Raw genomic sequence first — 13,300 nt, 5'->3', positions numbered from 1 at the left:
CAATGACTCCCCGTTCAGCCCTTGGCGCCCTGCATATCGGCGCACTGATGTTTGGCCTCACCGGTGTTTTCGGCAAACTGTCGGCCGCCTCGCCGGCCATCATTGTGTTTGGCCGCGCCGCCTTTGCCGTAATCGCCCTGGCGATTTTTGCGCGATTCGCCAGCAACACCACCTGGAAAACCCTGGAGATGCGCGACTGGCGTCGACTCGTCGTCAGCGGCGTGCTGCTGGCGGCACATTGGGTGACCTTCTTCATTGCCGTCAAAGTCGCCGGGGTGGCCGTCGCCACACTTGGCTTCACTGCGTTCCCGGCCTTTACCGTGATACTTGAAGGGCTGATCTTCCGCGAGCGCATCCGCGCCAACGAGGTATTGCTGGTGGCGCTGGTCACGGTGGGCCTGGTGTTGGTGACGCCAGACTTCGACCTCGCCAGCCAAGCCACGGGGGGCCTGTTGTGGGGGATTCTTTCGGGCCTGTTGTTCTCGCTGCTGTCGCTGAACAACCGCGCCAGCTCCGGGCGCATTCCGGCGGTGCAGGCCGCGCTGTGCCAGAACGTGGTGGTCGCAGCCTGCCTGCTGCCAGTAGCAGCGCCAGGCCTGGCGGATGTGCGTGGGATTGACTGGCTGTGGATCGGGCTGCTCGGCGTGTTCTGTACCGGCCTGGCCCATAGCTTGTTTGTCGCCAGCCTCGCGGTGATCAAGGCGCGCACCGCGTCCGTGGTGTTCGCCATGGAGCCGGTCTATGGCATCACCGCGGCCTGGCTGCTGTTCGCCGAAACCCCGACCCTGCGCATGCTGCTGGGCGGCGCGCTGATCATTGTCGCCATCGTGCTCTCAGGCTTAATGGGCAGCGCCAGCCAGGCCAAACAGCCGGCAGCCACCGCTTAGCATTCAGGCCTTGCGGTCGTTGTGCCCCAGGTCGCGCTGCGGGTCGATCTGGTCGCGCACGCGCTGCTTAAGCACCTTGGCCTCCGGAAACCCGCCGTCGGCCCTGCGCTCCCAGAGCTGCACGCCGTCGCAGGTGATGCGAAACGCCCCGCCGGTGGCCGGTTCAAGCGCCACGCGGGACAGGTCATCGGCAAATGTACTCAACAATTCCTGAGCCAGCCACGCGGCGCGCAACAGCCATTGGCATTGGGTGCAATAGGTAATGACGATCTCGGGTTTGCTGGCAGACATAAATTGAGAAGTTCCTGACATAACGGGCACGGACGATCGAATGACTATAATACCGGCCTTTATCGCCCAGCCTTGAGATTCATGATGCGCCGCCTGTTGTCCTGCCTGTTTCTGTGCCTGCTTCCCCTGATCGCCGATGCCGTCGACAGCCCACGCCCCAAGATCGGCCTGGTGCTGTCCGGCGGTGCCGCCCGTGGCCTCGCGCATATTGGCGTGCTCAAGGCCCTGGAGGAGCAAGGTATCCATATCGATGCTATCGCCGGCACCAGCATGGGCGCGGTGATTGGCGGCCTGTACGCCTCGGGCTACAAGATCGATGAACTGGAAAAGCTCGCGCTCAATATCGACTGGCAACAGGCATTGTCCGATGCCCCGCCACGCGAAGACGTGCCGTTTCGGCGCAAACAGGATGACCGCGACTTCCTCGTCAAACAGAAGCTCAGCTTCCGCGATGACGGCAGCCTCGGCCTGCCGCTCGGCGTGATCCAGGGCCAGAACCTGGCGCTGTTGCTGGAAAGCATGTTCGCCCACTCCAGCAATACGCGTAATTTCGACAAGCTGCCAATCCCGTTCCGCGCTGTGGCCACCGACATCACCACCGGCGAAAAAGTGGTGTTCAGCAAGGGTCACTTGCCCCAGGTAATCCGTGCGAGCATGTCGATCCCGGCAGTGTTCGCCCCGGTTGAGCTGGACGGGCGGCTGCTGGTGGACGGCGGCATGACCGACAATATCCCGCTGGATGTGGCGCGCGAAATGGGCGTCGATATCGCCATCGTCGTGGACATCGGCACGCCGCTGCGCTCACGCAAGCAACTGGCTACTGTGGTGGATGTGCTCAACCAGTCCATCACCCTGATGACCCGACGCAACTCCGAAGAACAACTCAAGGCCCTGCATCCCAGGGATGTGTTGATCCAGCCTCCGCTGGCCGCCTACGGCGTGACCGACTTCGGCCGCGCCAAAGACATGATCGACGCCGGCTACCGCGCCACCCGCGCCCTCGACGTGCGCCTGGCGCATCTGCGTCCCGCCGAACCGATCGACGCGCAATTGGTAGAGGCCCGCACCCCGGGTGAACGCACGCCGGTGATCACCGCCATCAAGGTGGAAAACGACTCGAAAGTCAGTGACGACGTGATTCGCTACTACATCCGCCAAACCCTGGGCGAGCCGCTGAACCTGGGCCGCCTGCAAACCGACATGGGCACGTTGTATGGCCTCGATTACTTCGAGCAGGTGCAATACCGCGTGGTGAAAAAGGGCCAGGACAATACCCTGGTCATCAGCGCGCGCGGCAAACGCAGCGGCACCGACTATTTGCGCCTGGGCCTGAGCCTGTCGGATGACATGCGCGGCGAAAGCGCCTACAACCTCGGCGCCAGTTACCGCATGAACGGCATCAACCGCCTCGGCGCCGAATGGCTGACACGCGTGCAGATTGGTGATCGCCAGGAGCTGTACAGCGAGTTCTACCAGCCACTGGATGTGGGTTCACGCTACTTCGTCGCGCCCTATCTCAGTGCCCAGGCGCAGAACGTTGACCTGGTGCTGGACAGCGACCCTATCGCCGAATACCGCCTGGAGCGCTACGGTTTTGGTTTGAACGTAGGGCGCCAGATCGGCAACAGCGGCGAGATCCGCTTCGGCGTCGGCGAAGCCTGGGGCAAGGCGGATGTGCGTGTTGGCGAGCGCGACTTGCCAAGTGTCAGCTTCAGCGAGGGTTTCTATGAACTCAAGTATTCGTTCGATTCGCTGGATAACGTGTACTTCCCCCATTCCGGTGAAGACATCGGCCTGGCCTATCGCGAGTTCGAACCCGGCCTGGGTTCGGACCAGCGCTACCGACAGTGGGAGTTCAAGCTGGACAAGGCCATGAGCCACGGCCCGGACACCTTGATACTCGGTGGTCGTTATGGCCGCACCCTGGATAAATCCGACGTGGTGGTTTCCAGCTTCCTGCTCGGCGGTGCGCGGCAATTATCGGGCTTTCGCGAAGATTCAATCTCGGGGCAGAACATCGCCCTGATGCGCGCCGTGTACTACCGCCGCCTGACGCCGCGCTCGTACCTGCCGCTGGATTTTCCACTGTACCTGGGGGCTTCGCTGGAGCGCGGCCGGGCGTGGAACAACGACAATCAGTTCGACAGTGGCTATATCAATGCGGCGAGTATTTTCCTCGGCTTTGATACGCCGTTGGGGCCGCTGAACTTCAGCTATGGGTTCAATGATGACAAGCAGCAGGCGGTGTACCTGAACCTCGGGCAGACGTTCTAGCTGGATGCCAGGCTTACTGTGGCGAGGGAGCAAGCTCCCTCGCCACACCTCAGGACTTTTCCAGGTTCGCCAGAATGTGCCCATGCACGCGCATGCACACACGCAAATCGTCTTCATCCACGCCCACAAACAGCTCATGGCGCAAGGCCGTGGCGATGGTTTCGATCTGGTCGATCAACGGGCGGGCGGTGTCGCACAGCAGGATGCGCTTGGCGCGACGATCCTCCAGCACCGCCTGGCGCTGCACCAGGCCCTGGCCTTCCAGGCTGTCGAGCAGGCGTGCCAGGGTCGGACCTTCTACGCCGACGCTTTGCGCCAGTTCACGCTGGGTGGGTGCATCGACAAAACGGGCCAGATGCAACAGCACCAGCCAACGCGCCTGGGACAAACCCAGCCCCGCCAAACGGCGGTCCAGTTCGGCGCGCCAGCCTCGGGACATTTGCGCCAACTGCATGCCAAAGCGGTGTTGTTCGGTTAACGGCATAAAAAACTCATGGTTTAGACTGAAAATAAAATGTGGCTAATTATTAGTCAGCTAAGCATGAGCCATGCCAGGAGGCAAGTGGCGCTATGGACTGATTCGTTACATTGTCGTAATTGGCACACTAAATTTCGAATTCAGACTGCAAAGCGGCACGTACGCAATACAAAACACCTTCAGGCACACGCCCGGTAAACAGCGGCGCGATCTCCGTAACCGGTGGCAATTCGCCTTCTCCGTCGAGGAAGGCATCCTGGATCTCACCGAGCAGATCTTCCGGTAAATCAAGCGCCTGCTCCAACGACAACTGCTGCTTGCCGATGGATTCAGCCAGCAAGGTGTAGACGTTTTTTTCCGAGCATTGCAACTGGCCGGCGATCTGGATCGGGGTCATGCCGGCACGTGCCAGGCTGATCAGCTCATGGCGGATGTCGGCGACTTCCTTGGGCGCCTCGGCCTGGCCGCCGAGCACTTCGAGGAAAGCCTGGCCGTAGCGTTCCAGCTTGCGCGCACCCACGCCGCTGACCTTGGCCATCTCGGCCATGCTGGTCGGTTGCTCGCGCAACATCTCCAGCAACGTGGAGTCGGGAAAGATGACGTAGGGCGGCACGCTGTGTTCCTGCGCCAGTTTGCGCCGCAGGGTGCGCAAGGCTTCCCACTGCTCGCGTTCTTCGCCACGCACCAATTGGCTGGCCGGGCTTGTGCTGCTGCTTTTGGCGGTGGTCTGCGGCTTAAGGTCGCGGCGCAGCTCCAGGCTCACCTCGCCCTTGAGCAAGGGCCGGCAACTGTCGTTCAGGCGCAGGCCGCCGTAACCCTCGATGTCGATGTCCACCAGGTTGCGCGCGACCATCTGCCGGAACAACGAACGCCATTCGCCTTCGGCGCGCGCCTTGCCGACGCCGTACACCGAGAGTTTTTCGTGGCCGAAGCTGCGCACTTTCTCGTTGTCCTTGCCCAGCAATACGTCCACCAGGTGCCCCACGCCGTAGCGCTGGCCGGTACGGTAGATGGTCGACAACGCCTGGCGCGCCGGCTCGGTCGCATCCCAGGTCTGTACGCCATCGGTGCAGTTATCGCAGTGCCCGCATGGCTCGGGCATGTCCTCGTCGAAATACGCCAGCAGCGTCTGACGGCGGCAGCGCGTCTCCTCGCACAGCGAAAGCATGGCATCGAGCTTGTGTTGTTCCAGGCGCTTGTGCCGCTCGTCGCCTTCGGAGTTCTGCAGCATCTGCTTGAGCATCACCACATCTTGCAGGCCGTAGACCATCCAGGCATCCGCCGGCAGGCCATCACGGCCGGCGCGACCGGTTTCCTGGTAGTAGGCCTCAAGGGATTTTGGCAGGTCCATATGCGCAACAAAGCGCACGTTGGATTTATCGATGCCCATGCCGAACGCGATGGTCGCCACCATGATCAGGCCTTCCTCGTTGAGGAAGCGCTTCTGGTGGGCAGAGCGCGTGTCATTGGGCAGGCCCGCGTGATACGGCAGCGCCGGGTAGCCTTGCTCACAGAGAAACGCAGCCACTTCATCGACCTTCTTGCGCGACAGGCAATACACGATGCCTGCGTCGCTGCGCCGCTCGGACAGGAACGCCAGCAACTGTTTGCGCGGCTGTTCTTTGGGCACGATGCGGTAAAAAATATTCGGCCGGTCGAAGCTCGACAGGAAGCGTTCGGCGTTTTGCAGGTGCAGGCGCTCAACGATTTCTTCGCGGGTGCGCTTGTCGGCGGTGGCGGTCAGGGCGATGCGCGGCACGTCGGGGAACAGTTCCGCCAGTTGGCCCAGTTGCAGGTATTCGCGGCGGAAATCGTGGCCCCATTGCGACACGCAGTGGGCTTCGTCGATGGCGAACAGCGCAATTTCCAGGCTTTGCAGGAAGGCCAGCATGCGCGGCTGCACCAACCGCTCAGGCGCCAGGTAGAGCATTTTCACTTCACCGCGCTTGATGCGCGCAGCCAGCTCGCGCTGCTGCTCGGCACTCAAGGTGGAGTTCAAGGAAGCGGCGGCGACACCAAGTTCTTCCAGGGTGGCGACCTGATCGTCCATCAACGCGATCAGCGGCGACACCACCACGGCCAAGCCATTGCGCAACAACGCCGGGACCTGAAAGCACAGCGACTTGCCGCCTCCGGTAGGCATCAGGACCAGGGCATCACCACCACTGGCCACGCGCTCAATGATCGCACCCTGGCGGCCACGAAAACTGTCGTAGCCGAAGATGTCCTTGAGGACGCGTTGAGCCTGCTCGAGCATGTAAAACTCCAAAATGGTGCCGAAATCCCTCTGTACAGGCTGGCCGAAAAAACACCGCATCACGGGAAATAATCCGTAAGCGAAGTTTTCGCGGATTGGCGTTTGGCCTGCAGGGGCATCACAAAACGCGGCAGTATACCCGAGCGTTACCCGGCAAAGGGCGTCACTGATGAATAGTCATCCCGCTCCAGAACCCGGCAAATATGCCTTGCAGCTGGCCGGGAGGCTCAAGAAAGCCTAGAATTGCGCATCGTTTATTCCCAAGGTAGCCCTTCAATGTCCTTCGCTGAGCAACTAACCCGCCTGCAAGCCTTCCTCGACGCCGATGAGCTGCATGACGAGGCGCTGGACTACGTGGCCGCTCACGGCTACCTGACCGCCCTGTCGATCTGCGCCGACGTCGTGCCCGACCGTGAATGGATCGACGCGCTGTTCGCCGAAGAACCGCACTACGCCGACGCCGCCCAACGCGAAGAAATCGAATCGACCCTGCTGGCCCTCAAGGCCCACATTGGTCGCCAGCTGGCTTCCGATGAGGAATTCGAGCTGCCATGCGAACTGGACCTGGGCGAAGAGCCGGATGACTCCGACCTGCGCGGCTGGTGCATCGGCTTCATGGAAGGCGTGTTCCTGCGCGAAGCCGCCTGGTTCGAAACTGCCGAGGAAGAAGTCAGCGAAATGCTGCTGCCGATCATGGTCGGTTCGGGCCTGTTCGACGACCAGCCGGAATTCTCCGACATCGCCGCCGATGCCAACCTGATGGACGACATGATCCTACAGATCCCGGAAGCCCTCACCGCCTTGTACCTGCTGTGCAACGCGCCTGACGAAAAACCGGCGATCCTCAAGCCACGTCACCACTGAGTCGTTTGCCCATGACGCCCATGGGCAAGCGCTCACTGCTCCTGCGCTACGTGCTGCTGGCCATCGGCTGGCTGAGCGTAGCGCTCGGCGTGATCGGTATCTTCCTGCCGGTATTGCCGACCACCCCCTTCCTGCTGCTCGCCGCCGCCTGCTTCGCTCGAAGCTCCCCGCGTTTCTACCAATGGCTGGTGGAACATCCGCGCCTGGGCCCGTGGATCAAAGACTATCTGGACGGCAAGGGTATTCCGCTCAAGGGCAAGGTGTATGCCATCGGGTTGATGTGGCTGAGCATTGGGTTTTCCTGCTACCTGGTGCCACTGCCTTGGGCACGTGGGTTTATGCTGACCAGCGCGGTGTTGGTAACCGTCTACATCTTGCGCCAGAAAACCTTGCCGCGGCGGTGAGCGTGTTTTTTCGTGGTGGCGGGTGGCGTGTATATCCATTGCCGCGGTAACGGCGGCCTACGGTTCCGCTTTTACAGCGGGTCACTTTTGGCAAACGCCCGGAATGCCGGCCCAGCCAAAAGTCCAAAGTGCAAGGCAAAAGCCTATTTACCTGATGCAACGCGGTCTAAATGTGGGAGCGGGCTTGCTCGCGAATGCGGTGGGTCAGTCAATTCATCTGTCACTGATACACCGCATTCGCGAGCAAGCCCGCTCCCACAGTTGACCGCATGCAAATTTGAATATGAGGTCGGCTGCAGATTTGCATACACTGAAGAGCTGCTTTTCTGTGGGAGCTGGCTTGCCTGCGATGCAGACACCTCGGTGTGTCAGGTACACAGAGTTGATGCCATCGCAGGCAAGCCAGCTCCCACAGTTGACCGAGTATGACTCTGCTGTTGCTGTTGCTCCGGCTCTTACATCCTTTTCGATGACGAAGTCAGCGGTCTTTTGATCTGCGCTTTTGATCGTGATCTTGATCTGAAATCGCCCCCCCAAATCACTGGTGGATTACGGGCATGCCGAGCTATAGCGAGGCCCCGAGTGTTGGGGCGAAGACTTTTTGGTTACTTTTGTCTGGGCCGGCATTCCGGTCTTTACAAAAGTGACCCGCCGTAAGGGCGGAACCCTAAGTGGCCGTTACCGCAGCAACGGATATGTACACCCCACCCCAACCTCGCCCCCTCACACGACCTTGGTCGACACTGACTAACCCCCGGCATCATGCGAGACTGTCCCACCGGGCTCGGAATGCCCGGGTGTTCTTATGCTCGGAGTTACCATGACGCTGTCCAGCGGGCTGATCGCCGCCGTTGCCCTGACCTATATGGCCATTATGTTCGCCATCGCCTTTTACGGCGATCGCCGCCACGCGCCGTTGCCGCCGCGAATGCGTGCCTGGGTATACAGCCTGTCGCTGGCCGTTTACTGCACCAGCTGGACCTTCTTCGGCGCTGTAGGCCAGGCCGCCGAGCAGCTGTGGGCGTTTTTACCGATCTACCTGGGACCTGTGCTGCTGCTGGTGCTGGCACCCTGGGTGCTGCAGAAGATGATCCTGATCAGCAAGCAGGAAAACATCACCTCCATTGCCGACTTTATCGCCGCACGCTACGGCAAATCCCAATCATTGGCCGTGGTGGTGGCACTGATCTGCCTGGTCGGCGTGCTGCCCTATATCGCCCTGCAACTCAAAGGCATCGTGCTGGGCGTGAACCTGTTGATCGGCTCCGGCCCCGACACCACCGGCACCCGCGCCCAGGACACCGCATTGATCGTGTCGCTGGTATTGGCGCTGTTCACCATTGTGTTCGGTACCCGTAACCTGGATGCCACCGAACACCACCGTGGCATGGTGCTGGCGATTGCGTTTGAATCCCTGGTCAAGCTGTTCGCCTTTCTGGCGGTCGGCGCATTCGTGACCTTCCGCCTGTACGACGGTTTTGGCGATCTGTTCAGCCAGGCCATGCTCGCCCCGCGCCTTGAAGAATACTGGACAGAAACCATCAACTGGCCGTCGATGGTGGTGCAGACCGGCGTAGCGATGATGGCCATCATCTGCCTGCCCCGACAGTTTCACGTTACGGTGGTAGAGAACATCGACCCGCAGGATTTGCGCCTGGCCAAATGGGTGTTCCCGGCCTACCTGATCCTCGCCGCGTTGTTCGTCATCCCTATCGCCCTCGGCGGCAAAATGCTTTTGCCCGCCTCGGTATTGCCGGACTCCTACGTGATCAGCCTGCCCATGGCCGAAGCGCACCCGGCCCTTGCCGTGCTGGCGTTTATCGGCGGTGCTTCGGCGGCAACCGGCATGGTGATTGTGGCGAGCATTGCCTTGTCGACCATGGTCTCCAACGACATGTTGCTGCCGTGGCTGCTGCGCCGCTCCAGCGCCGAGCGGCCGTTCGAAGTATTCCGCCACTGGATGCTGTCGGTGCGCCGGGTCAGCATTGTGATCATCCTGTTGCTCGCCTATGTGAGTTACCGCCTGCTCGGCTCCAGCGCGAGCCTGGCAACCATCGGCCAGATCGCGTTCGCCGCCGTTACCCAACTGGCGCCCGCGATGCTCGGCGCATTGTATTGGAAGCAGGCCAACCGACGCGGCGTGTTTGCCGGTTTGGCGGCGGGCACTTTCCTGTGGTTCTACACCTTGGTCCTACCGGTGACGGCGAAAAGCCTGGGCTGGTCGTTGAGCCTTTTCCCCGGCCTGACGTGGATGCATTCGCACCCCTTTGGTTTCACCGTCACCTCGCTGACTCTGGGCACTGTGTTTTCCCTGGCGGGCAACTTCACGCTGTTTGTGTGGGTGTCGATGCTGTCGCGCACACGGGTGTCCGAGCATTGGCAGGCCGGGCGCTTTATCGGCCAGGAAATCAGCCAGCGCGCCAATGCGCGCTCGATGCTGTCGGTGCAGATCAGCGACCTGCTCAGCCTCGCCGCACGTTTTGTCGGCGAGGAACGCGCCCAGCAGAGCTTTATCCGTTTCGCCTATCGCCAAGGCAAAGGCTTCAACCCGAACCAGAATGCCGACAATGACTGGATCGCCCACACCGAACGCTTGCTGGCCGGTGTGCTCGGCGCCTCTTCGACACGCGCCGTGGTAAAAGCCGCGATTGAAGGTCGGGAAATGCAGCTGGAGGACGTAGTACGCATCGCCGACGAAGCCTCCGAGGTGTTGCAGTTCAACCGCGCGTTGCTGCAAGGCGCGATCGAAAACATCACCCAGGGCATCAGTGTGGTCGACCAGTCCCTCAAGCTGGTGGCCTGGAACCGCCGCTATCTTGAGCTGTTCAACTACCCTGAAGGCCTGATCAGCGTGGGTCGGCCGATTGCCGACATCATTCGCTACAACGCCGAGCGCGGCCTGTGCGGGCCGGGTGAAGCCCAGGTGCATGTAGCACGCCGCCTGCACTGGATGCGCCAGGGCCGCGCGCACACTTCCGAGCGTTTATTCCCGAATGGCCGCGTGATCGAACTGATCGGCAACCCGATGCCTGGCGGTGGGTTTGTCATGAGCTTTACCGACATCACAGCGTTCCGTGAAGCCGAGCAGGCGCTGACCGAAGCCAACGAAGGCCTTGAGCAACGGGTAACCGAGCGCACCCATGAACTGTCTCAGCTCAATGTTGCACTGACCGATGCCAAGGGCGTGGCCGAATCCGCCAGCCAGTCGAAGACCCGCTTCCTTGCGGCTGTCAGCCACGACCTGATGCAACCCTTGAACGCCGCACGCCTGTTCTCCGCCGCCCTCTCCCACCAGCACGACGGTTTGTCTGCCGAGGCCCGGCAATTGGTGCAGCACTTGGACAGCTCGCTGCGTTCGGCCGAAGACTTGATCAGTGATTTGCTGGATATCTCCCGCCTGGAAAACGGCAAGATTAACCCGCAGCGCCAGCCCTTTGTGCTCAACGAGCTGTTCGACACCCTCGGCGCCGAATTCAAGGCGCTGGCTCAGGAGCAGGGCCTACGTTTTCGTTTGCGCGGCAGCCGGTTGCGGGTGGACAGCGACATCAAGCTGCTCAGGCGGATTCTGCAGAACTTTCTCACCAATGCGTTCCGCTATGCCGACGGCCCCGTGTTGCTGGGCGTACGCAGGCGCAAGGGCGAACTGTGCCTGGAAGTGTGGGACCGTGGCCCCGGCATTCCGCCGGATAAACAGAAGGTCATCTTCGAAGAGTTCAAGCGCCTGGACAGCCACCAGACTCGTGCCGAGAAAGGCCTGGGCCTGGGCCTGGCCATCGCTGACGGCCTGTGCCGCGTGCTCGGGCATACGTTGAGCGTGCGCTCGTGGCCGGGCCAAGGCAGCGTGTTCAGCGTGCGCGTGCCGCTGGCCCGCAACCAGGCCAGCCCGCAGGTCAAGATCGCGCCAGACAATGGGCAGCCATTAAGCGGCGCGCAGGTGCTGTGCGTGGATAACGAGGAAAGCATCCTGATCGGCATGCGCAGCCTGCTGACGCGCTGGGGCTGCGAAGTGTGGACCGCCACCGACCAGGCGCAATGCGCGGCGCTGCTGGCCGAGGGAGTGCGCCCGCAACTGGCATTGGTGGATTACCACCTGGACCACGGCGAGACGGGCACGGAGCTGATGGGCTGGCTACGGGCGCAGTTGGCGGAGCCGATTCCCGGGGTGGTGATCAGTGCCGATGGGCGACCGGAGATGGTCGCCGAGGTGCACGCGGCGGGGTTGGATTACCTGGCCAAGCCGGTGAAACCGGCGGCGTTGCGGGCGTTGTTGAGTCGGCATTTGCCGCTTTAAACAGTGTACTCGGTCAAAAATGTGGGAGCGGGCTTGCCCGCGAATGCGCAGCGTCAGTCACCGAATGTGCTGGCTGACACACCGCATTCGCGAGCAAGCCCGCTCCCACATTTCGGATTGCATTTACTCAGGCAGATGCGCCACGCCGTCTGAATCGGTCATTGCGCGTTCAAGCAAATCCGCCGGCAGGCTTTTGCTCGCACGCGCGCCCAGCAACCGCAATTGCTCGGTACGGCTGACCAGATTCCCCCGCCCATCTGTCAGCTTGTTACGCGCTGCGCTGTAAGCCTTATCCAACTGTTGCAGACGGTTGCCCACTTCGTCCAGGTCCTGGATAAACAGCACGAACTTGTCGTACAGCCAGCCGGCCCGTTCGGCGATTTCCCGCGCATTCTGGCTCTGGCGCTCCTGCTTCCACAGGCTGTCGATCACCCGCAGGGTGGCGAGCAAGGTAGTGGGGCTGACAATCACGATATGGCGGTCGAACGCTTCCTGGAACAGGTTCGGCTCGGCCTGCAGGGCAGCGGAAAATGCGGCCTCGATGGGCACAAACAGCAACACGAAATCCAGGCTGTGCAGCCCTTCCAGGCGCTTGTAATCCTTGCCGGCCAAGCCTTTGACGTGGTTACGCAGGGACAAAACATGCTGCTTAAGGGCCGCCTGGCCAATCACCTCATCATCCGCCGCGACGTATTGCTGATACGCCGTGAGGCTGACCTTGGAGTCGACCACCACCTGCTTGTCGCCCGGCAGCATGATCAGCACGTCCGGCTGGAAGCGCTCGCCGTCCGGCCCTTTGAGGCTCACCTGGGTCTGGTACTCGCGGCCTTTCTCCAGCCCCGCATGCTCCAGCACCCGCTCAAGAATCAGTTCGCCCCAGTTACCCTGGGTTTTCTGGCCCTTGAGGGCGCGGGTCAGGTTGGTGGCTTCGTCCGACAGGCGCAGGTTCAATTGCTGCAGACGCTCAAGCTCTTTGGCCAGGGAAAAACGCTCGCGGGCTTCGTTCTGATAGCTTTCTTCCACCCGCTTTTCGAAGGACTGGATGCGTTCCTTCAATGGGTCAAGCAATTGGCCCAGGCGTTCCTGGCTGGTTTCGGCGAAACGCTGCTCGCGCTCATCAAAGATCTTCCCGGCCAGCTCGGCAAACTGCGCGCGCAGCTCATCGCGCGAACCTTGCAGGTCGGCGAGGCGTTGTTGATGGCTGTCCTGTTGTTCACGCAATTCGGCGCGCAAGGCGGCTGACAGCGCATCAAGGCGGCGCAGCTCGGTTTCCTTGGCGCTGCGGTCGAGGTTCCAGGCGTGAGCGGCGTCGCGGGCGTTATCGCGGTCGATTTGCAGCAGTTCGACTTCGCGGCGCATGGCGGCCAGGTCGGCCTGTTTCGCGGCATTGGCCTGGCTGAGGTCGCTGATTTCATCGCGGCTGGCATCCAGTTGCGCCGCCAGCCCTTCCTGGGCCAGTTGCGCGGTCGCCAGGCGTTCTTCGAGCAGCTCCCAGCCGGTCATGCGCGCGGTCAGTCGTCGTTGAATCTGCCAGCACAGGGCCAACAAAGGCAC

9 protein-coding genes are annotated in these 13,300 nt (G+C 61.6%); 5 read left to right on the top strand and 4 right to left on the bottom strand.

The window, feature by feature from the left end:
* Positions 1-2 precede the first annotated feature (2 nt).
* Positions 3-887 carry a DMT family transporter gene (locus AOA59_RS08590; protein WP_099486850.1) on the top strand — a complete coding sequence of 295 codons (885 nt, stop codon included), beginning with the start codon at positions 3-5 and terminating at the stop codon, positions 885-887.
* A gap of 3 nt (positions 888-890) precedes the next feature.
* Here AOA59_RS08590 and AOA59_RS08585 read toward each other — a convergent pair whose 3' ends face one another.
* On the bottom strand, positions 891-1,178 hold the full coding sequence (locus AOA59_RS08585) for a SelT/SelW/SelH family protein (protein WP_099486848.1): 288 nt from the start codon (positions 1,176-1,178) through the stop codon (positions 891-893).
* 84 nt (positions 1,179-1,262) lie between these two features.
* On the opposite strand from AOA59_RS08585, the gene AOA59_RS08580 reads away from it, so the two are divergent.
* A complete protein-coding gene (locus tag AOA59_RS08580; RefSeq protein ID WP_099486847.1) occupies positions 1,263-3,452 on the top strand; it encodes a patatin-like phospholipase family protein in 2,190 nt (729 codons plus the stop codon).
* A 49-nt stretch (positions 3,453-3,501) separates the two neighbouring features.
* Here AOA59_RS08580 and AOA59_RS08575 read toward each other — a convergent pair whose 3' ends face one another.
* Together AOA59_RS08575 and recQ are read right to left on the bottom strand one after the other, a co-directional pair.
* Positions 3,502-3,936: a MarR family transcriptional regulator gene (locus AOA59_RS08575; protein ID WP_056861440.1), complete on the bottom strand. Its 435-nt coding sequence runs from the start codon at positions 3,934-3,936 to the stop codon at positions 3,502-3,504.
* A 121-nt stretch (positions 3,937-4,057) separates the two neighbouring features.
* Positions 4,058-6,187: a DNA helicase RecQ gene (gene recQ, locus AOA59_RS08570; RefSeq protein WP_065929768.1), complete on the bottom strand. Its 2,130-nt coding sequence runs from the start codon at positions 6,185-6,187 to the stop codon at positions 4,058-4,060.
* Positions 6,188-6,463: 276 nt separating this feature from the next.
* On the opposite strand from recQ, the gene AOA59_RS08565 reads away from it, so the two are divergent.
* The 3 genes from AOA59_RS08565 to AOA59_RS08550 all read left to right on the top strand — a co-directional run bounded on the left by AOA59_RS08565 (position 6,464) and on the right by AOA59_RS08550 (position 11,746).
* Entirely contained in the window at positions 6,464-7,051 is a 588-nt protein-coding gene (locus tag AOA59_RS08565; protein ID WP_099486845.1) for a YecA family protein, read from the top strand.
* Between the two features lie 11 nt (positions 7,052-7,062).
* Positions 7,063-7,455, top strand: a complete 393-nt coding sequence (locus AOA59_RS08560; protein WP_099486844.1) for a YbaN family protein — start codon at positions 7,063-7,065, stop codon at positions 7,453-7,455.
* Positions 7,456-8,275: 820 nt separating this feature from the next.
* Positions 8,276-11,746, top strand: coding sequence for a PAS domain-containing hybrid sensor histidine kinase/response regulator (locus AOA59_RS08550; RefSeq protein ID WP_099486840.1), 3,471 nt, complete (start codon positions 8,276-8,278; stop codon positions 11,744-11,746).
* 123 nt (positions 11,747-11,869) lie between these two features.
* Here AOA59_RS08550 and rmuC read toward each other — a convergent pair whose 3' ends face one another.
* Positions 11,870-13,234: a DNA recombination protein RmuC gene (gene rmuC / locus AOA59_RS08545; RefSeq protein ID WP_163005473.1), complete on the bottom strand. Its 1,365-nt coding sequence runs from the start codon at positions 13,232-13,234 to the stop codon at positions 11,870-11,872.
* Positions 13,235-13,300 lie beyond the last annotated feature (66 nt).

The organism is Pseudomonas sp. 2822-15 (genome assembly GCF_002742515.1).
Classification (GTDB): Bacteria; Pseudomonadota; Gammaproteobacteria; order Pseudomonadales; family Pseudomonadaceae; genus Aquipseudomonas; species Aquipseudomonas salomonii.
This window is presented reverse-complemented; position numbering and strand designations above follow the sequence as displayed.

Excerpts from the sequence above, each read along its gene's own strand:
- AOA59_RS08565 (WP_099486845.1), top strand. The coding sequence starts at position 6,464 with ATGTCCTTCGCTGAGCAACTAACCCGCCTGCAAGCCTTCCTCGACGCC.
- AOA59_RS08560 (WP_099486844.1), top strand. The coding sequence starts at position 7,063 with ATGACGCCCATGGGCAAGCGCTCACTGCTCCTGCGCTACGTGCTGCTG.
- AOA59_RS08580 (WP_099486847.1), top strand. The coding sequence starts at position 1,263 with ATGCGCCGCCTGTTGTCCTGCCTGTTTCTGTGCCTGCTTCCCCTGATC.
- AOA59_RS08575 (WP_056861440.1), bottom strand. The coding sequence starts at position 3,936 with ATGCCGTTAACCGAACAACACCGCTTTGGCATGCAGTTGGCGCAAATG.
- AOA59_RS08550 (WP_099486840.1), top strand. The coding sequence starts at position 8,276 with ATGACGCTGTCCAGCGGGCTGATCGCCGCCGTTGCCCTGACCTATATG.
- AOA59_RS08585 (WP_099486848.1), bottom strand. The coding sequence starts at position 1,178 with ATGTCTGCCAGCAAACCCGAGATCGTCATTACCTATTGCACCCAATGC.
- recQ (WP_065929768.1), bottom strand. The coding sequence starts at position 6,187 with ATGCTCGAGCAGGCTCAACGCGTCCTCAAGGACATCTTCGGCTACGAC.
- AOA59_RS08590 (WP_099486850.1), top strand. The coding sequence starts at position 3 with ATGACTCCCCGTTCAGCCCTTGGCGCCCTGCATATCGGCGCACTGATG.